The sequence below is a fragment of the Pirellulales bacterium genome (genome assembly GCA_035533075.1).
GTDB lineage: Bacteria > Planctomycetota > Planctomycetia > Pirellulales > JAICIG01 > DASSFG01.
On sequence record DATLUO010000196.1, the window covers coordinates 1 to 17,368 of the forward strand.

General features: G+C 63.5%; 21 protein-coding genes. 12 read left to right on the plus strand and 9 right to left on the minus strand.

What is annotated here, in order from left to right:
- Positions 1-467 precede the first annotated feature (467 nt).
- Positions 468-1,235: a hypothetical protein gene (locus VNH11_25550; GenBank protein ID HVA49758.1), complete on the minus strand. Its 768-nt coding sequence runs from the start codon at positions 1,233-1,235 to the stop codon at positions 468-470.
- Positions 1,236-1,342: 107 nt separating this feature from the next.
- Positions 1,343-1,879 (minus strand): ferritin-like domain-containing protein, encoded by a 537-nt coding sequence (locus VNH11_25555; GenBank protein HVA49759.1) that lies wholly within the window; start codon positions 1,877-1,879, stop codon positions 1,343-1,345.
- A 258-nt stretch (positions 1,880-2,137) separates the two neighbouring features.
- Between VNH11_25555 and VNH11_25560 the strand changes: the two genes are divergently transcribed.
- The 4 genes from VNH11_25560 (at position 2,138) to VNH11_25575 (ending at position 4,225) form a co-directional block, all read left to right on the plus strand.
- Positions 2,138-2,401, plus strand: a complete 264-nt coding sequence (locus VNH11_25560; GenBank protein HVA49760.1) for a CsbD family protein — start codon at positions 2,138-2,140, stop codon at positions 2,399-2,401.
- Positions 2,402-2,416: 15 nt separating this feature from the next.
- Complete coding sequence (locus tag VNH11_25565) at positions 2,417-3,538, plus strand: hypothetical protein (GenBank protein ID HVA49761.1); 1,122 nt, start codon at positions 2,417-2,419, stop codon at positions 3,536-3,538.
- Between the two features lie 119 nt (positions 3,539-3,657).
- Positions 3,658-3,828, plus strand: a complete 171-nt coding sequence (locus tag VNH11_25570) for a DUF1328 domain-containing protein (GenBank protein ID HVA49762.1) — start codon at positions 3,658-3,660, stop codon at positions 3,826-3,828.
- 46 nt (positions 3,829-3,874) lie between these two features.
- A complete protein-coding gene (locus tag VNH11_25575; GenBank protein HVA49763.1) occupies positions 3,875-4,225 on the plus strand; it encodes a hypothetical protein in 351 nt (116 codons plus the stop codon).
- 20 nt (positions 4,226-4,245) lie between these two features.
- Here the strand turns inward: VNH11_25575 and VNH11_25580 are convergent, their stop codons facing one another.
- The 3 genes from VNH11_25580 to VNH11_25590 form a co-directional block, all read right to left on the minus strand.
- A complete protein-coding gene (locus VNH11_25580) occupies positions 4,246-4,764 on the minus strand; it encodes a low affinity iron permease family protein (GenBank protein HVA49764.1) in 519 nt (172 codons plus the stop codon).
- 417 nt (positions 4,765-5,181) lie between these two features.
- Positions 5,182-5,391 carry a hypothetical protein gene (locus VNH11_25585; GenBank protein ID HVA49765.1) on the minus strand — a complete coding sequence of 70 codons (210 nt, stop codon included), beginning with the start codon at positions 5,389-5,391 and terminating at the stop codon, positions 5,182-5,184.
- A gap of 235 nt (positions 5,392-5,626) precedes the next feature.
- Positions 5,627-7,165, minus strand: coding sequence for an amino acid permease (locus VNH11_25590; GenBank protein ID HVA49766.1), 1,539 nt, complete (start codon positions 7,163-7,165; stop codon positions 5,627-5,629).
- Positions 7,166-7,370: 205 nt separating this feature from the next.
- Here VNH11_25590 and VNH11_25595 point away from each other — a divergent pair, with 205 nt between their 5' ends.
- Entirely contained in the window at positions 7,371-7,961 is a 591-nt protein-coding gene (locus VNH11_25595) for a type 1 glutamine amidotransferase domain-containing protein (protein HVA49767.1), read from the plus strand.
- Here the strand turns inward: VNH11_25595 and VNH11_25600 are convergent.
- The 3 genes from VNH11_25600 to VNH11_25610 form a co-directional block, all read right to left on the minus strand.
- Positions 7,916-8,614: a hypothetical protein gene (locus VNH11_25600; protein HVA49768.1), complete on the minus strand. Its 699-nt coding sequence runs from the start codon at positions 8,612-8,614 to the stop codon at positions 7,916-7,918. The two genes, VNH11_25595 and VNH11_25600, sit on opposite strands and share 46 nt — an antisense overlap.
- Positions 8,615-8,702: 88 nt before the next feature.
- A complete protein-coding gene (locus VNH11_25605) occupies positions 8,703-9,644 on the minus strand; it encodes a type II secretion system F family protein (GenBank protein ID HVA49769.1) in 942 nt (313 codons plus the stop codon).
- A gap of 3 nt (positions 9,645-9,647) precedes the next feature.
- Positions 9,648-10,475, minus strand: coding sequence for a type II secretion system F family protein (locus VNH11_25610; protein ID HVA49770.1), 828 nt, complete (start codon positions 10,473-10,475; stop codon positions 9,648-9,650).
- 117 nt (positions 10,476-10,592) lie between these two features.
- On the opposite strand from VNH11_25610, the gene VNH11_25615 reads away from it, so the two are divergent.
- The 6 genes from VNH11_25615 (at position 10,593) to VNH11_25640 (ending at position 16,584) form a co-directional block, all read left to right on the plus strand.
- On the plus strand, positions 10,593-11,273 hold the full coding sequence (locus VNH11_25615; GenBank protein ID HVA49771.1) for a hypothetical protein: 681 nt from the start codon (positions 10,593-10,595) through the stop codon (positions 11,271-11,273).
- Positions 11,274-11,292: 19 nt separating this feature from the next.
- The gene (locus tag VNH11_25620) at positions 11,293-11,607 is read left to right on the plus strand and encodes a hypothetical protein (protein HVA49772.1); all 315 of its coding nucleotides are present in this window, start codon (positions 11,293-11,295) and stop codon (positions 11,605-11,607) included.
- A gap of 155 nt (positions 11,608-11,762) precedes the next feature.
- Entirely contained in the window at positions 11,763-12,524 is a 762-nt protein-coding gene (locus VNH11_25625; protein ID HVA49773.1) for a hypothetical protein, read from the plus strand.
- Between the two features lie 77 nt (positions 12,525-12,601).
- Entirely contained in the window at positions 12,602-13,549 is a 948-nt protein-coding gene (locus VNH11_25630) for an aldose 1-epimerase (protein ID HVA49774.1), read from the plus strand.
- A gap of 121 nt (positions 13,550-13,670) precedes the next feature.
- The gene (locus VNH11_25635) at positions 13,671-15,011 is read left to right on the plus strand and encodes a DUF1501 domain-containing protein (protein ID HVA49775.1); all 1,341 of its coding nucleotides are present in this window, start codon (positions 13,671-13,673) and stop codon (positions 15,009-15,011) included.
- A 175-nt stretch (positions 15,012-15,186) separates the two neighbouring features.
- Positions 15,187-16,584: a DUF1501 domain-containing protein gene (locus tag VNH11_25640; protein ID HVA49776.1), complete on the plus strand. Its 1,398-nt coding sequence runs from the start codon at positions 15,187-15,189 to the stop codon at positions 16,582-16,584.
- A gap of 147 nt (positions 16,585-16,731) precedes the next feature.
- Here VNH11_25640 and VNH11_25645 read toward each other — a convergent pair whose 3' ends face one another.
- Positions 16,732-17,010, minus strand: a complete 279-nt coding sequence (locus tag VNH11_25645; GenBank protein ID HVA49777.1) for a DUF3102 domain-containing protein — start codon at positions 17,008-17,010, stop codon at positions 16,732-16,734.
- 162 nt (positions 17,011-17,172) lie between these two features.
- On the opposite strand from VNH11_25645, the gene VNH11_25650 reads away from it, so the two are divergent.
- The coding region (locus tag VNH11_25650) for a hypothetical protein (GenBank protein ID HVA49778.1) at positions 17,173-17,368 on the plus strand (196 nt) is incomplete at its 3' end.

The window sequence follows — 17,368 nt, forward strand, 5'->3', positions numbered from 1 at the left end:
CGCAGGCACTTTGGCTGCGCGCAGCCAAAGTGCCAACCGTCGCCCTTTCGCTCCGCGAGAGGAAAGCCGTTGACTCCGTGCCCATGCGACAGGCGCGTGCCGCCGGTGACGAACGGGCCGCAGGCACTTTGGCTGCGCGCAGCCAAAGTGCCAACCGTCGCCCTTTCGCTCCGCGAGAGGAAAGCCGTTGACTCCGTGCCCATGCGACAGGCGCGTGCCGCCGGAGACGAACGCGCCGCAGGCACTTTGGCAGCGCGCTGCCAAAGTGAGCAGGATGACGGATGACACCCCTCCAACGGATAAGGCACAAACCCTTATTGCCAAAGCATTTGCGCTTCCGCGACGGAATGCGACGACATCCGGTTCTACAACGGCGCCTTCCGGGCATTTCGAAGATGGCCAATTCGCGCCAAACGAAGCACAACGATGAACACCGACTTTGCCTCCTTTAGGCACACACGGACAACCTACCGCACGTATTTCTTGAGAACGTATTGGAAGAATTCGGGCGAGGTGAGCTTTGGCACGTCGCCCTTGTCGAGCTTATGGCGGCGCGACGCCAAAAAGTCCTCCACAGGTCGTCGCCAGCGCAGGTCGAACTCGATCTTGGAACAAATCTCGTGCGCCTTGTCGTAATCGAAATTGCAGTCGCGCATCAATCGCAGCTCGGTGTACTCGTGAGCGACGATGAACGGAAGCTCGGACGGATGAATATCTTTCTCGATCCAGATCTGACTCTTGGGGCACCAGGGATAGACGTAGCCGTGCCCTCCCTCGGTGTAATCCGTCTTGTAGTAACACCGCGCCAAGTGGCCGTCGATGCGCCAGACGTGAATCGTTTGGAACCCGTCGGGAATCTCTACGTAGCGTTCGACGTGGATTGTTTCCGGAACGCGGCGATGAGGTTTGCCGTCGCGGTATTTGATGCCCGTCAGTCGCTCTCGCAGATAGCGCTCGACAACGAGGCCGGTTTCGTAGGCAGTTTCCTTGCTTTGGCCGCGGGCCTGGCCGCTGAGCCGCGCCAGTGCGTTAACCTGGTAGAAGAGTCCTTCCCGCTCCAACAGCTTGTCGGCCACCCAGATTTCATTCTTGCCGATGAGGTGCGGAAATTCCTCCTGCGTGGCGAAATTGCCGAACTCTTCATTTCCTTCCGCGCTGGTGCGCAGCGCCGTGGCGTCAACCGTGTAGAGTTGATAGTCGTGGTGGGCGCTGATCAGCTTCTTTTTGATGTTCACGAAGTGGATGCCGTAATGCGCAGCGACGCGAGAATCGAGTCGCGGCCACGGCCGCGCCGAACGCGGCCGTGGCCGTCAAGTCGAGAGCGTCACATACCGGAGGTGCCTCACGCGTGTGCGGCCACCGCGTTGACTGAGCTTTCGGCGATCTGGGTCAGCAGGTCGTCCGTGCGGCTTTCCTCCTCCAGGTTCTGCTGCAAGATGGCGGCGACATCCTCGCGGTGCAAATGTCGAGCAAACGTGCGAGCGCAGCCGTAGCCGGCAATCTCGTAATGCTCGACGCGTTGCGCCGCCGCGATCAACGCCGCGTCTTTCACCTCCGGGTCGCCCGTGGCCTGGATGATCTCGGACCCCTCCGAGATCAGTCCCGCCATGGCCTGGCATTTTTCCGCCACGGCATCCTGGCCCAACAACTGAAACGCCCGCTCCAGCCGTTCCTTCTGGCGACGCGTCTCTTGCAGGTGCGTTTCGAACGCCGACTTCAGTTGCGAGCTGAACGCCGCCTCAGCCATCTTGGGAATCGCCGAGATGAGCTGCTCTTCAGCGCTGTAAAGGTCTTGCAATTGTTGAATCAGCAGATCCTCCAGGTTGTCGAGCGTCAGTGACATCCCTAACATTTTTCCGAACCATGATGAAGCCGCCATATTGTCCTCCTTTGATTAGGGCGCGTATTGCGCCAACCAGCCATCGCGCGCTTCAGACGCGCATAACCAACCTCTCCGCCACGGGCATCGAGGGACTTCGACGATGAGCGAGCAATAACCATGCCCGTGGCGAACCAGCAGTTCAAAGCGGTTTGCACCTCTGTCGCCCCTACAGTAGAAGGCGCCGTGAACGGCCTGGTCTTTGCTCAACGCTTCGCAGGGACGAAGCAGCAAACCTACTTTTAAGGAGTTCTTCTGATGTCAGGTAAAACCGATGAATTGAAGGGCCGCGTCAAGGAAGCCGCCGGAGCGGTGGCCGACAATGACCACCTCCGCCGAGAAGGCAAAACTGATCAAGCGGCCGGCAAAGTGAAACAGAAGGTCGAACATGTCGTCGACAAGGCCAAGGACAAACTGGAAGAGTTGAACGAACGCACCGGCAAGGTCGGCTGGGCGGTTCTCTGGCTACTCGGCGTGCCCTTGCCCATCTTGGTCGTCCTCTATCTGCTGATGGGGCGATAGCTTGATTGAGCAACGGTGCAGGACCGCCAAACGATCGACGTTGGGCCGGGCGACGCGGCCCGCGCCGCCGGCCTGAGATATGTCAACGATCGACGTCCCGGCATTCGGAGGCGACGGTCGGGGGCTGGCTTTCGCTACTTGACGCCGGGTGGCCGACGGGTGCGCGACGGCGAAACGCTGGCGCGCATCCGTTCGCTTGCCATTCCACCCGCTTGGACCGACGTTTGGATCTGTCCGCTCGCCGAGGGCCATTTGCAAGCCACCGGCCGCGACGCGCGTGGGCGCAAGCAGTACCGTTATCATCCGCGGTGGCGCGAGGTGCGCGATGAGAACAAGTATTCGCGATTAATCGAGTTCGCCGGAGCGTTGCCGCGGATTCGACGTCGTTTGCGGCGCGATCTGGCACAAAGTGGCCTGCCCCGAGTGAAGGTGCTGGCCGCGATCGTGCGTCTGCTCGAAACCACCTTGATCCGCATCGGTAACGAAGAGTACGCCAGACAGAACAACTCGTTCGGGCTGACGACGATTCGCAATCGCCACGTGCGCGTGCGGGGCAACCGGTTGCACTTCGATTTTCGCGGCAAGAGCGGCAAGGAGCGGGAGATCGACGTGTACGACCGGCGGTTGGCGCGCATTGTGCGCAAATGCCAGGATCTGCCGGGACAGGAACTCTTTGCTTACGTGGGCGACGACGGCGAAGTTCATGACGTGGACTCAGGCGATGTGAACGATTATCTGCGAGAAATATCGGGCCGCGATTTTACGGCCAAAGATTTTCGCACCTGGGCAGGCACGTCGCTCGCGGCGCAGGCCTTGCAAGAATTCGAAGAATTCGACTCGGAAGCGGCGGCCAAGCGCAACATCACCAGCGCCATTGAGCGCGTCGCCCAGCGACTGGGCAACACCAAGGCCGTCTGCCGCAAGTGCTACATCCATCCGGCGGTGATCGACGCTTATCTCGACCGCACGCTCGTCGAGACGCTGAAGCGAAGGGCCGAGCAAGAATTGCGGCGCTCTATATCGCGTCTTTCCGGCGAGGAAGCGTCGGTCCTTGCCCTTCTCGAAGAACGCCTTCAGCGCCAGCTCGGAGCCGCCAAGAGCAGGAGCAAACGCGCTCGACGAGGCCGCGACAACTAAGGTGGTTCAGCTCACCGGCGATTGGCACGGCAAGTGCGTTTCACTTCGGCGGCTTGGTCGACCGACACGTCGACCGACCACAACCAGTTCCAAACCTGCAAACGAATGAGGAGACGGTCATGTTGTACTGGGCTGCACTTTTTCTGATCGTGGCGATTGTAGCCGGGGTGTTCGGCTTTTTCGGTATCGCCGGAGCCGCCGTGGGCATCGCCAAAATCTTGTTCTTCGTGTTCTTGGTGCTCTTTATCGTCAGCCTGCTGGCCGGCGGGTTCAGGCGCCCGATGCCTTAACGAGCGGCACCGAGAAAGGGGCCACGAGACAAGGGAGTGAGATAAGATGAAACGATCGCTAAGATGGGCCGCGCTGTTTCTGCCGCTCGGCTTGATGTCGTCCGGCTGCAACGAAAATGGAGGCACCCGTACCTCAGGGGCGCGCACGACCGAACGTACAACGACCACAACCACCACGACCACCGCACCAGCTCCGCCGCGGGATCAATCTGCGAAGACGAGAGTTGACGTCGGTGCCGACCGGCCGAATGCACCCGCCGGCCCCGTGGATGGTCGCGACCATGTCGGCGTCGATGTGGCACCGAATGGTGGGGTGGATGTGGAAGTGCAGGGAGAACCGATCCGCGATCGCATCCGTGAGCGGCGCGCCGCCCGTGATGCCGATCTCCCGCGCTGACCGGGTGGCTGCGTGCGGTTTCAGACGGCTGGCCTGTGGGTCCCCTCCCGGCCGACGGTGTGCCCACCGTGAGACAAGTGGTGGAATTCAACACCGAGTTTCTTCAATTGTTCGTCGGATAGATTCTCCAGGGCGATTAACCCATTGCGGGCTTCGGCGACCGCTCGCAACAGCTCATCGAGCTTCAGGTGCATGGCGCGGGCGTCTCTGTTCTGGGTATTTTGAATCAAAAACACGATCAGGAAGGTGGCGATCGACGTGCCCGTGTTGAGCGTGAGCTGCCAAGCATCGGAGTAGCCAAAATAGGGACCGGTGGTCGCCCAGATCAGCAGTACCAGGATGGCCGCCGCGAACGACCACGGCATGCCAACAACGCACGCGGTCATTCTAGCAACCTTGTGGAATCCCTCGTTCAATAGGGCAGCGTCACCGGCCAGGGGTGGAGGACCGGTATTGTCGAGAATTTGTCCGCTGGACGGTTTCACGAATTGTGCTCTTGGTTGAAATGTGTAATTAGACCACTCGTAGATTCCAGTCATCCTGGCAGTTCCGGTCACGCCGCAACTGGTATGCCGACGTGCTGTCGAAGTTGCGGAGATCCCCTTGCCGCAGACTGGGCGCCGGCCAGGGCGTGCTAGCTAGCAGCGGCATGAAACTTGTCATGCTGCTCGACCGGTTTACAGCCTTCCAATCTTTTAAGACAACCACCCGCCACGTTGCTATACCGCACGCAATCGTCGGTGGCTGGGGCAGAAGCTGGCCGAGATCGATCCGGCCCTTGCGATACGCGCCGCTGGCCAGCGATGCCCCGGTGGTGGCGCTACCGGGGCATCGCCGCGACGGAGCGATTTGCGCGGAACTCCCCAATCGGCGCGGCTCTGCCCCACGGCCGGCGCACACTAAGTCCCTTGTCCCGTGAGGACTTCGATGAGGAAGTCGTCGTCCCATCCGCAGCCTCACTCGTCCGCTTCTCGGCCGCCGTGCGCGCGGTAACTGGTCCAACGGTAGTCTTCCGCACGCTCGACGATCCTGGCCCGCAACGGATTGGCCTCGATGTAACGCAGCACCGTCAGCAGGTGCTCGCCATTTTCGATCACGGGGCTCTTGAAACGACCCTGCCAGACGTGGCCGCCCGACTGGTAGTGCTTGCGTCCGGGCTGCGCCACGCCGCGCCGACCGTGCCGGGCGGGCCGTCGCCGTTGCCCAAGAAAAGCACTTCCGGCCGGTCGGGCCGCTGGCCAAAAAGTGACGGCCCGGCTCCGCCGCCGTCACCGCGGGCCGCGAAACCGCAGGCGCGACGAGATCCACCGCCCGATCCTGTCGAACCGCTCCTATCGCAGCGAGCGAAAGGGCGAGTTGACGATCAGCTCGGGGATGGACTCGGGGACCAAGCATACCACGTCACGGTTCGTCGACCGGCACGCCGGCGGGCGAAACGCCGTGCGTGGCGATCTCGCGCTTCAACTCTAGCGCCAGCCGGCTGTGAAAACGCCCGTAGCAGAAGTAAATCACCATTCCCACGGCCAGCCAGACGGCCAACCGCAGCCAGTTCTCCCAGGGGAGCGAGAACATCAGCACCAGGCAAAACAGGATGCCCAGAATCGGCACCAACGGCACCAGCGGCGCCCGAAAGGGCCGCGGCGCGTCGGGATCGGTGCGCCGCATGATGAGCACCGCCGCGCAGACGATGGCGAACGCCAGCAACGTGCCGATATTGACCAACTCGGAGAGGATGTCGATCGGCAGCAGCGACCCCATCGTCGCCACCACGATGCCCGTGACGATCGTCGACTTCCAGGGAGTTTGAAAGCGGGGATGGATCGCGGCGAAGAAACTGGCGGGCAACAGTCCGTCGCGGGCCATCGCCAGCAGCACGCGCGGTTGGCTGAGCATCATCACCAAGAGTACGGAAGTGATGCCCGCCACGGCGCCCACGGCAATCAGCTTTTGCGCCCAGTCGATGCCGATTCTGCCAAATGCCGCCGATACCGGTGCGTTCACGTCGATTTCCTGGTAGGGCACCATCCCGGTAATCACCGCCGCCATGGCGATATAGAGCGTGGTGCAAATCAGCAGCGAAGCGATAATGCCGATCGGCAAGTCGCGCTTGGGGTCCTTCGCTTCCTCGGCTTGCGTCGAAATGGCGTCGAAGCCGATGTAGGCGAAGAAGATGATCGACGCGCCGGCCAGCATGCCGACCGGTTTTCCTTTTTCTCCGATCTCGCCGAGAATGGTGATGCCGAAGAAGCTCAAGCCGGAGTAGCCATAGGGTGCGAACGGATGCCAGTTGTCCGGGTCGATCCACCAGGATCCGACGGCGATGACGAACAGCACGATGGCCAATTTCAGCACGACCATGGTCGCGTTGAAGCGGGCACTTTCGCGGATGCCCAACACCAGAATGGCCGTGATGGCCACGACCACGGCCAGGGCCAGCCCGTCAAACAGGCTGCCCGTGGCCACGTAGTGCCCTTGGTCGAACTTGATGGGGGGCCCGGAAATCGCGAGGGGCAAGTAGATATTGTTGGCCTTCAACAGGTCGCGCAGGTAACTCGACCAGCCGTGGGCGACGGTGGCGGCGCCCACGGCATATTCCAAAACCAGGTCCCAGCCGATGATCCAGGCGAAAAGTTCGCCCAGGGTCATGTAGGCGTAGGTGTAGGCGGAGCCGGCGACCGGCGCCATGGAGGCGAACTCCGCATAGCACAGCGCGGCGAACACGCAGGCGATGCCCGCCACCACGAAGGAGAGCATCAAGGCCGGGCCGGCCGTGTGCCTGGCGGCTTCGCCGACCAGCACGAAGATGCCCGCGCCGATGATGGCCCCCACTCCCATCGCCGTCAGCGCCACGGGACCGAGCGCGCGGCGCAGGCGGTGCTCGCCGGCCATCTCGTGGACCAGGTTGTCGAGCGATTTTCTGGCGAACAGTTGGTTCGGCATGAGGGGTATGGTAGCAGCGGTGGCTGGCCCGCGGTAGGCGGTCGGTGGCTAGGCGATGACTCGGCGCGTCTGACCGGGGCATCGCTTGGCCGTATCGCTTAACGCACGTCCGGGCCCGTCGCGGCCAAGCTCTGCCCCAGCCACCCTCCGCATGTCGCAGCAAAGCCGGTAAACTATATCGAAGACCTTATCGGGAGAACTCGCCATGCCAGCCAGTCATGATCGGCCGTTAGCCGAGCGGCGCTTATTGATGTTCGTCGACGACGTGTACGAAGACTTGGAGCTGTGGTATCCGAAGCTGCGGATGATCGAAGCGGGCGCCCACGTGGTGGTGGCCGGTCCCGAAGCCGAACAAAAATATCGTGGCAAGCACAGCTACCCGTGCGTTTCGGACGCCGCCATCCGTGACATGGACGCGGCCGACTTCGATGGCGTGATCGTGCCGGGCGGGTTCATGCCCGACAAGCTGCGGCGCGATCCCAAGGTGCTCGACCTCGTGCGGCAGTTCGCCACCTCGCGCAAGCTGGTGGCGGCGATTTGTCACGGCGGCTGGATCCCGGTCTCGGCCGGCGTGTATCGCGGTGTGCGCGTCACCGGTTCGCCGGGCATCAAGGACGACCTCGTCAACGCGGGCGCCCAATGGGAAGATGCCGCCGTGGTGGTCGACCGTCACTTTGTTTCCAGCCGCAAGCCCGACGATTTGCCCGACTTTTGCCGGGCGATTCTGACCGTTCTGGCCGGCGACACGTCTCACTCGTCGCCGAGCACGATCGCAATGGCGGCCTCCAGCTCGTGATCGCCATCACGCGTCTCGGTCAGGCTGGCCGAACGGTTCTCGGCGCGCAGCCGCCGCAATACTTCGCGATACTTGGCCCGCTCTGTGGCACGGTCGCCGCGGGAGTGCGCCCGCTGTGCATCGCGCAGCAACAGTTGATAGGGCTCGAGCGGCGCGTTGGCCTGCCCATAGAAACCCGCGATCTGGTACCGGGCCTGCTCCCGCGTGGTCGCGTTGCCGGTGCCTGGCGAGAAATCGACGAACGATAAGCAGACCGACAGCGTCAAACTAATCGCCACGAGGACGGTCAGCATCAGCGTCTGCGGCTGCTTCTCCGCTTGCACCGCGGCCTTGGGCGGGTGTTTCGCATCGGCCAGGCTTAATTCGGGCAGCGTTCCGTTCTGGGTCAGCGATACGGCCGCCGCCGACGGATCGACCGGCTTGAACCGCGGAACGGCGACCTGGGGCCGCGGCGCGGGCGGGGGCGGATCGTTCAATTTGAGGCCGGCGGCAAGCATGTCTGGATCGCCGCGCCAGACCGGCGTCGGTGCGGCGGGCGGCGGTGCCGCGGTCGGCTGCCCGGCGGCGGCGCCCGCCGCGACTTGAAACTGGCTCGAACAATGCGGGCAGACCAGCACCTGTCCCAACAACTCAGGCGCGATCGAGAGCCGCATCGCGCATCCGGGGCAAGCCACCGTCATCGACATCGCTGCATCAATCTTGAGGCCGATTCTGTTCGTTGATAGCATACCTGAATGCGCACTACAGCGAAAAGCCGGAGAAAAGGTAATTCATCACAAACGGCCCCAGAATGATCAGCGAGGTCGAGGCCATGATGAGAATGCCGGGCAACAACATCTTCACGCCTGCCTCGCCGGCAATTCCCTCGGCCCGCTGCGTGCGTTTGATTCGCAGCACGTCGGCCTGCGTGCGGAAGACGCGTGCCAGCGGCGTGCCCAACTCTTCGCCCTGGATGATCGAGCCGACGACGCTGGTCACGTCGTCGTCGCTGAGCCGGGCACGCAGGCTTTCCAACGCCTCGGTGCGCGTCTTGCCCATGCTCATGTCGGCCAGCACCCGGCTGAACTCGACCGCCACCGGATGTCCTTCCAACTCATGCACCGATTGCTCCAGGGCCTGCAAAAAGGTGGCGCCCGCTTCCATGAGCAGCGTGAGCAGGTCGAGCAAATACGGAAGCCGCCGCTTGATGAGCACGAGCCGGCAATTCGCGCGGCCCGCCAGGCGGCGCCGCAGCAGGTAAACCGTCAACGGCGCGGCCGCGATGGTCAACAACGCCCCGTCCGGGCCAAACCAGCTTACGAAGACGTAGAGATAGAACGGCGTCAGCAGCAAGGCGATCGTTTCAGCACGGGCCAGATACTCTTCGGCGAGCCAGAAGCGAGGCAGGCCCGCCGCGAAAACCTGACGCTGAATCTCGGGCAACTGGTCGCGAAAGGCGGCGCGATTGAAGCGGGCGAGCGCTTCGACCAGCGGTTGCAGCAAGCGATAGAGCGGATCGAGCTGCCGCAGCTCGTTGATGCGGCTCACGTCGTACCGCCATTCGTGGCCTTGTTGCAAATCTTCGCTGGTCAACGCCGCAAACAGCCAGCGCACCAGGACGGCCACGGCGACGCCCGCCAGCAGCGAGGCCGCCACGTCCAGGCCGTGGCCGATGTCCGCCAGAAGTGCTGGGAGGGAGGGCATCGTCTATATATCCGGCGTCAAAATCTTGCGGGCCCACAGATACGCAACCAGGTTCAGCAACACCGCCGCCGCCAGCATCAACTCGCCGGGCAGCGTGTCGAACAATCGCAGCGTGTTGTCGGGATCGATGAAGTAATACGCGATCAGCACAAACAGGGGCATCAGCGCCATGTACGTGGCCGACTTGCGGGCCTGGGCCGTCTCGCTGAGCAACTTTCGCTCCAAGCGCTGCAGCTCCAGCACCGAATGGGCGATGCGATCGACGGTTTCGTTCAGCCGGCCGCCGCTGTCGTGGCTGGCCAACATGGCCGCGGCAAACAGCGAAAAGTTCTCGCTCCGCAGCCGGGCCTTGGCTTCGGTCAACGTTTGCACCAGCGGCTTGCCCAGGTCGTATTCCCCCACAATCTGGCGAAACTCTTCGGAGATGGGCCGCGGGCACTGCGTGGCCAGAATCTCCAACGATTGCGCCAGCGACAGGCCGGCCTTGAGCGCGCCGCTGAGGGCCACCATCGCATCGGCCAACTGGTCTTCGATTCGCCGCTTCCGCTCTTCGGCCAGCCGGCGCAGCAGATACCAGGGAAACGCCAGCAGCAGCACGACGGCCAGCACGGCGAAGACCGGGCTGTCGAAAACCACCAGCACGACGCACACCGCGGCGGTCAAGATCGTCCAGGAGATCAACCAGCGCCGCAAGCCCGTTACCGGCCGCCGCAGAGTGCGAAGCTTGTCGGCGAAATCGCGCTCCAGATAGTCGAGGCCCTGAAAATACCAGCCGCGGCCGGCGTAGGCGCCCAGGCCCACACCGGCACCCATCAACAGGCTGGCAGGCAAGATGTCTTCCATCTTCTGGGGTCACAAGGAATTTGTTCTCACAGCCTACCATAGCCTCGCCGTGTGTGCATAATGCAAAGGGGTAACGCTGGTCGGTTTTATCCTAGGAATCTCGTTATGGATCCCGTAGAAGCTTCTTCGCGATGGCAACGCTGGGCCGTAAGCGGCACGGCAAACCAGATTGACCGAGTGCTCGCATCTCTCGATGCAAACCTGCCGTCCGGCTGGAAGCCACTGGCCGGAATGGAACTGGCTCCGTTTCAGTCCCTCGTGAACAAAGGCTCGGCATGGTATGCCACCGACACGACGACGGCTCACGAGGGGGCTGCGCTAAGCCTCGAACGGATCAAGGACTCGGAGTTGCGGGGCGGCCGTGTCTGCTTTTCCGGTTCGCCCTATCCAGGGCCAACCGCCAACATTTCCAACACGTGGAACGAGATCATCCGCCTCTTGGACGATGGTATCATCCCCGCCGCTCGCGCCGCCGGCGCGAATCTCCGGCTCCCCTCCTCGGAAGATGTTTTCTTCGCGGAATTGCCCAGCGGGGTTGGCGACCATCTCAAGGCGTTCTCAGACCAGGCGCGCAAGTCGCTGCCACTCAACCGCGCGGAAGCCGAGAGATGGCACGAGTTCGTCGTCGCCGCTTTCCGGTCGAAGACGGTAATTGACGGCGAATCGTTTGTGCAATGGCTCGTCGCGAACGGCTGGCAGCAGGAATCAGCGAAAGCACTGAACTTGCGGCTCTTGGACGACAGCCTCCTTCTATCGCGGTTCATCGACGAAGTGCTAGCGGTATGACGCCCATCCCAGCGTAGTATTGGCCCGCGACCAGGCGTGCCTGGACCGGGCGGTCGCGCGGTTGATCGCGAAGCGGCGGCCCTCGCACCAGAAGGAGATCAAGGATTCGATGAACCTCGAGCAGAGCCTCGAACTCAGCGGCCGGCTGCAAAACGCCGCGTTCGCTCCCGCCCGCGTCTTCGTGAGCTCCAACACCAACGACTTTGCGGCGGGCGCGACAAGCGCTGCCGTCCACCCCGATCTCCAAGGAGAATTCGCGGCCGCCGGCCTTGAGTTTTTCACTTCCCTGCGGGCTGCTCTCGGATCGCTTCGCGCCCGTGGGCAACTCCCGTAGGGCGGCACCACGTCTGGGCGCCCAACGTTCGATCGCACCGCGTTGCGGCAGAATGCAGGTTTGCTTGCTATCCGTCGGCCTTGCAGCCAGAATGGCGATGCGCGCGGCGAACGTGCCGGCGGTCCCTACTTTTCTTTCACAAGCGAGACGATCTTATGCGAACCAATCTTTGCGCTTCTCTTCTCACGCTTTTCGTGTGCGGTCTGGCCCCTTCGGCACGCTCGGCCGACGACAATGACGCGAAGGCGCTCGTCGACAAAGCGATTCAGGCGTTGGGCGGCGAGGCCCGACTCAGCGCGGCCAAGGCCCTCACGTGGAAAACGAAGGGCAAGCTCCGCTTCGGCGACAATGAGAACAACTATACCACCCATGCGACGATGGCGGGTCTTGACCGGTTCCGCCAGGAGTTCGACGGCGAGTTTGGCGGCAATCCGGTTAAAGGCGTGGTCGTGCTGAACGGCGGCCGGGCATGGCGCAAATTCGGCGACACGAGCATGGAGCTGGAAGGCGACGCGCTAGCCAACGAGAAACGGAGCGTCTATTTGCAAGCGATTGCCGCGGCGACGCTGTTGCCACTCAAGACGCCGGAGTTCAAGGTCGAGCCGGCCGGGGAAGAGAAAGTGGGCGACGCCGATGCGGTTGCCATCAAAGTGACGGCGCCCGACGGCAACGATTTCAAGCTCCTTTTCGACAAGACGAGCCATTTGCCCGTGAAGGTGGTGGCCAAGGTGCGGGGCTTCGGCGGTGACGAGTTCACTCAGGAGACGACTTACAGCGACTTCAAAGACTTCGACGGCATCAAAAAGGCGACGAATGTTGCAGCCAAGCGCGATGGTCGAACGTTTCTCGAGGCCGAGTTGACGGACTTCAAGGTGCTCGACCAGGTCGATCCCGAAACGTTCGCGGAGCCGAAGTAAGGTTCGATCATCTGGGGCACCATGCCGGCCCGCACCCATTCCCAGAATTTGCCGGCCGCGATATATTGATGGCCGCCATGCAATTGGAGCCCGTTACCATCACCGACGCCCAGACCGGGGCGACCGCACAAATCTTGAGCGGGTTCGGTTTCAATTGCTATCGCTTCCGGCCCGCGGTCGGCGGCGAGGCGTTCGACGTGTTGTGGAGCGAGGCGGGGTTCGAATCGGGCGAAGCAAGGCCCTCGCACAGCGGCATTCCGGTTCTCTTTCCTTTTCCCGGCCGGCTGCGGGGCTCGCATTTGGCTTACGAAGGGCACACCTATCCGCTGGGCAGCGACGATGGCCGCGGCAACGCCATTCATGGCTTCGTGCTCAACCGGCCGTGGCGCATCATCGAGATGTTGCCGCATCGCACGACCGGCGAGTTTCACGCCTCCGTCGATGAGCCGGGGCTGGTCAAACGTTGGCCCGCCGACTTCCGCCTGACGGTGACCTACGAGCTCAACGGCAACACGCTGAGCTGCCAAATCGAAGTGCAGAACCCCGGGCCCACCAGGCTGCCGTTTGGTTTGGGCCTGCATCCCTACTTTCAACTGCCGCTCGGCGCCGGCGGCCGCGCGGACGACTGCCGCGTGACCGTGCCCGCCGCGGAATACTGGGAACTGCAAAACATGTTGCCCACCGGCCGCCGTTTGCGGGCCGACCAGCGAGCCAACCTGGCGGGCACGACGCGCTTCGCCGACATGCGGCTCGACGACGTGTTCACGGGCCTGACCGTTGCCGACGGCGTGGTGCGGACCACGATTGAAGACCCGCACACGGGCCGGACGCTGGAGCTGACGTTCGACGCCGCGTTTCGGGAGTGCGTGATCTACAATCCGCCGCACGGCGAAGCCGTCTGCATCGAGCCTTACACCTGCGCGCCCGACGCTTATGAATTGCAGGCCACCGGCATCGACGCGGGCCTGCGGCTGCTCGAACCGGGCGGTCAATTCCGCACGCGGTTCGAGATCCGCGTGACGTAATCGCGTTTTCCGTCGAACCCATCACGCAAGCTTGATGCGTTGGCCGGAACGGTTACAATGAGCGTTGCCCTCCTAACGTTCCCGCCCACCCGACCCCACCATCCTCTTCGGACCCACCATAATGCTCAGGCTGCTGCCACATTTGTCGCGCGATTGTGAAGGAATCCACCGGCGAAATTTCCTGCAGGTGGGCACGCTCGCCGGCGTTGGACTGTCGCTGCCCAGCCTGCTGGCCGCCCGTGCCGCTGCCAACCCGACTGCCGCGAAGGACGTCAACTGCATCCTCATCTGGACGCAGGGCGGCACAAGCCATCACGATACTTTCGATCCCAAGCCCGAAGCGCCGGACAGCGTCCGCGGCTCGTACCAAGTGATCGACACGGCGGTGCCGGGCATCAAGTGTACGGAGATCGTTCCGCGAATGGCCAAAGAGCTGCGGCGGTTCGCGGTCCTTCGCGGCTGGAACCCGCGGAACGCCGGGCACGGCGTGGCCGATCAGTACATGATGTCGGGCCACAATACCAATCCGGCCGTGGTCCATCCCTGCTACGGCTCCATCGTGGCGCATCAAAAGGGCTTCAAGACCAAGATGCCGCCCTTCATTCAGATCGGCGGCGCGGTCGATCACGCCACGTTTGGCGGCGGCACGGCGGGCTACCTGGGCGCCGAATACAATCCCTTCGAGCTGCTCGCCAATCCCAACGCCACGCCTTTCAACGTCCGTGACATCACGCCGCCGGGCGGTGTCGATCTGACACGCATCGAACGCCGCCGGAGCATGCTCGGCGCCATTGATGCACTGCAACGTAAGATCGACCAGGCAGTCACGCCGCCGGCCGCCCAGCCCGCCGCATTCGATGCCCTCGACGAGCACTATCGGGCCGCGCTGAACATGATCACCGCGCCGGAGACCAAGAAGGCGTTCGACATCGACAGCGAAGATGCCGCGTTGCGAGATCGCTACGGCCGCACGGTCTTCGGGCAAAGCTGTTTGCTGGCCCGCCGGCTGATCGAGTCGGGCGTTCGTTTTGTGACCGTCAGCGATGGCGGTTGGGACCATCACGCCGACCTGTTCAACGGGCTGAAGAACAAGCTGCCGCCCTTGGACCAGGCGATTCCGGAATTGCTCACGGATTTGGAGCAGCGCGGTTTGCTGGAGACGACGTTGGTGGTGTGGTTGACCGATTTTGGTCGCACGCCGAAGATCAACTCGGCCAGCGGTCGCGATCACTGGGCCAATGCCGGTTTCATCCTGATGGCCGGCGCGGGAGTGCCGGGCGGCTCGGTGCTCGGCAAGACCGACGACGAAGGGGGCCGCCCGGTGGACCACGAATACTTCACCGAAGACGTTGCCGCGACCATCTACGCAAAGCTGGGCGTGCCGCTCGACCTGCTGACGATGACGCCCGATGGGCGGCCCATCCGGCTGAATGAAGGTCGGGTGATTAAAGAGTGGATGTAGAGTGGGAGCGAGCGAGCTTGCGAGCGCCGGCGTGAGAGGGTTCAGGGTTCAGGGTTCAGGGTTCAGCGACGCGCAAGCTGGGCTAGCGCGAAGCCGTAGGTGCCAAAGCGCCAAACTGAACCCTGAACCCTGAACCCTGAACCCTGAACCCTGAACCCTGAACCCTGAACCCTGCATGCACCGTTTTCTTCCCTTCAGCCGCCGAGATTTGCTGCGCGTGGGCCCGGTGGGCGTTGCGGCGTCTCTTTGGCCGGGCGTCTCGCGGGCCAACGTCGAGGGGCAGCCGGCCGACTCGAAGGCCCAGTCGGTGGTGTTGCTGTGGATGGCCGGAGGCGTGACGCACCACGATTCGCTCGATCCGAAGCCGGAAAGCCCCGAAGAAATCCGCGGCACGCTTTCGGCCATTGCCACCAAGTTGCCCGGCGTCCATTTCGCCGAAAGCTGCCCCAACCTGGCCCGCATCGCCGACAAGTTTTGTCTGGTGCGGTCCTTCTCGCACGACAGCAACGATCACTTCCTGAGCCAGGCCTATTGCCTTTCCGGCCGCAAGGTGACGATGCAGCAAGTCACCAGCGAGCCGAACATCGGTTCCATCGTTTCCTATCTGCACGGCCCGCGCAACGGGCTGCCGGGCTACATCGCCGTGCCCGGCGTCACGCGTCCCGGTCCGCCGCCGACCAACGAATTCGTGGGCGGCTGGCTGGGCGGACAACATGCGCCCTTCTGCGTCGGCGGCGAGCCGGAGCAGCCCGACTTCACCGTGGGCGAGAAATCGGCCAACCCCTCGCCCATCGCGATCGAAGACCTCGTACCCAAGTCGTTGGCCTTTCTCGAAGGCCTGAACGCCGACCGGCTGGGCGAACGGTCGCAGTTGCGCGTGCTGCTGGAACAAGTCGTCGGCGACGTGGAGAAACGCGGTGCCATGGACGGCCATTATCGCAATGCCTTCGAGCTGCTGGCTTCGCCCGCTGTCCGCCGGGCATTCGATCTGTCGCAAGAATCGGACGTACTGCGCGAGACCTATGGCCGCACCAAGCTTGGCGGGCGATGCCTGCTGGCCCGGCGATTGGTCGAAGCCGGTGCCCGCTTTGTCCTGGTCGATTACGGTTATGACCCGGAATACGGCAATCTGTGGGACAACCACGCCGTGCCGGAACAGAAACAGCCGCACATCAGCCAGATGGCGATGCGCGGCTATCACGTGGCGGGCATGGACAAGGCCTTTGCCGCCTTGCTGAACGATCTCGACGGCCGCGGCCTGCTGGCATCGACGCTGGTCGTGTTTCTCACCGAGTTCGGGCGCACGCCCAAGATCAACAAGCTGGGCGGGCGCGACCATTGGGGGCCGGCAGGCTCGATCTTTTTCGCCGGCGGCGGCGTGCGGGCCGGCCAGGTGCTCGGCGCCACCGACAAACAGGGCGCGTATCCTCTTTCGCCCGGCTTTTCGCCCGGCGACGTGGCCGCCACGATCTACCGCGCCATCGGCATCGACGCGGCCGCGCGTCTCTACAATCCGCAGCGACGGCCGCACTTCGTTCTGCCCGAAGGCGATCCGATCGCGGGAGTGTTCTAGTGCTCTGTCAGCCCTCCATTGATCGACGGCCCATCGTCGGGTGGGACCAGCGAGCTTGCCAGCGCCGGCCCACCATGAAAACGGCGGCGGTATCGGTGGGCCGGCGCTCGCAAGCTCGCTGGTCCCACCCTGGCATGTGCAAAATCGTCAAGAATCGACGAACTTGCCGGTAAGACCGCATTCAATTCTTGTTCCGATGGCAAGTACCACGCCGCGGAGGGCGCGCAAGAGCGCCGTCTGCGTCCGATGCGACACGCGCGTCGCATCGATGCCGCTGGCGGGCAAGTGCCTCGCGACCCTCATATAGCGCTGCGCCGTGTGGAGCGGGCCCTTGAAATTCTTCCGCAACCAGCGGAGCCAGCCCCCTTCTTCGCACAGATCGCGCGCCTGGACCAGCGCGTGCCCGGCCGCCACGACGTGCGTCATCGCGGCGCCGGCCGCCGCCACCCAGCGGTGGCTGCGGTTGGACCAGGCGCAGGGCCTCGCGGACGAACGGCCCCGAGGCCAAACACTAACCACTAACCACGGCGCCGGGCCTCGCGGACGAACGGCCCCGAGGCCCGCGACACGGGACCGGTGCGCCCGCGCTTGCGGCCCGCACTTTGGCCGCGCGCGGCCGAACTGGCGACGGCACTTTGGCAGCGCGCGGCCGAACCGGCGACGGCACTTTGGCAGCGCGCTGCCGAACTGGCGACGGCACTTTGGCTGCGCGCGGCCGGACTGGCAACGGCACTTTGGCCGCGCGCGGCCGGACTGGCGACGGCACTTTGGCCGCGCGCGGCCG

Excerpts from the sequence above, each read along its gene's own strand:
- VNH11_25645 (HVA49777.1), bottom strand. The coding sequence starts at position 17,010 with ATGACGCACGTCGTGGCGGCCGGGCACGCGCTGGTCCAGGCGCGCGAT.
- VNH11_25600 (HVA49768.1), bottom strand. The coding sequence starts at position 8,614 with ATGCGGCTCTCGATCGCGCCTGAGTTGTTGGGACAGGTGCTGGTCTGC.
- VNH11_25575 (HVA49763.1), top strand. The coding sequence starts at position 3,875 with ATGAAACGATCGCTAAGATGGGCCGCGCTGTTTCTGCCGCTCGGCTTG.
- VNH11_25630 (HVA49774.1), top strand. The coding sequence starts at position 12,602 with ATGCAATTGGAGCCCGTTACCATCACCGACGCCCAGACCGGGGCGACC.
- VNH11_25615 (HVA49771.1), top strand. The coding sequence starts at position 10,593 with ATGGATCCCGTAGAAGCTTCTTCGCGATGGCAACGCTGGGCCGTAAGC.
- VNH11_25590 (HVA49766.1), bottom strand. The coding sequence starts at position 7,165 with ATGCCGAACCAACTGTTCGCCAGAAAATCGCTCGACAACCTGGTCCAC.
- VNH11_25570 (HVA49762.1), top strand. The coding sequence starts at position 3,658 with ATGTTGTACTGGGCTGCACTTTTTCTGATCGTGGCGATTGTAGCCGGG.
- VNH11_25605 (HVA49769.1), bottom strand. The coding sequence starts at position 9,644 with ATGCCCTCCCTCCCAGCACTTCTGGCGGACATCGGCCACGGCCTGGAC.
- VNH11_25625 (HVA49773.1), top strand. The coding sequence starts at position 11,763 with ATGCGAACCAATCTTTGCGCTTCTCTTCTCACGCTTTTCGTGTGCGGT.
- VNH11_25580 (HVA49764.1), bottom strand. The coding sequence starts at position 4,764 with ATGACTGGAATCTACGAGTGGTCTAATTACACATTTCAACCAAGAGCA.
- VNH11_25560 (HVA49760.1), top strand. The coding sequence starts at position 2,138 with ATGTCAGGTAAAACCGATGAATTGAAGGGCCGCGTCAAGGAAGCCGCC.
- VNH11_25635 (HVA49775.1), top strand. The coding sequence starts at position 13,671 with ATGCTCAGGCTGCTGCCACATTTGTCGCGCGATTGTGAAGGAATCCAC.
- VNH11_25640 (HVA49776.1), top strand. The coding sequence starts at position 15,187 with ATGCACCGTTTTCTTCCCTTCAGCCGCCGAGATTTGCTGCGCGTGGGC.
- VNH11_25595 (HVA49767.1), top strand. The coding sequence starts at position 7,371 with ATGCCAGCCAGTCATGATCGGCCGTTAGCCGAGCGGCGCTTATTGATG.
- VNH11_25555 (HVA49759.1), bottom strand. The coding sequence starts at position 1,879 with ATGGCGGCTTCATCATGGTTCGGAAAAATGTTAGGGATGTCACTGACG.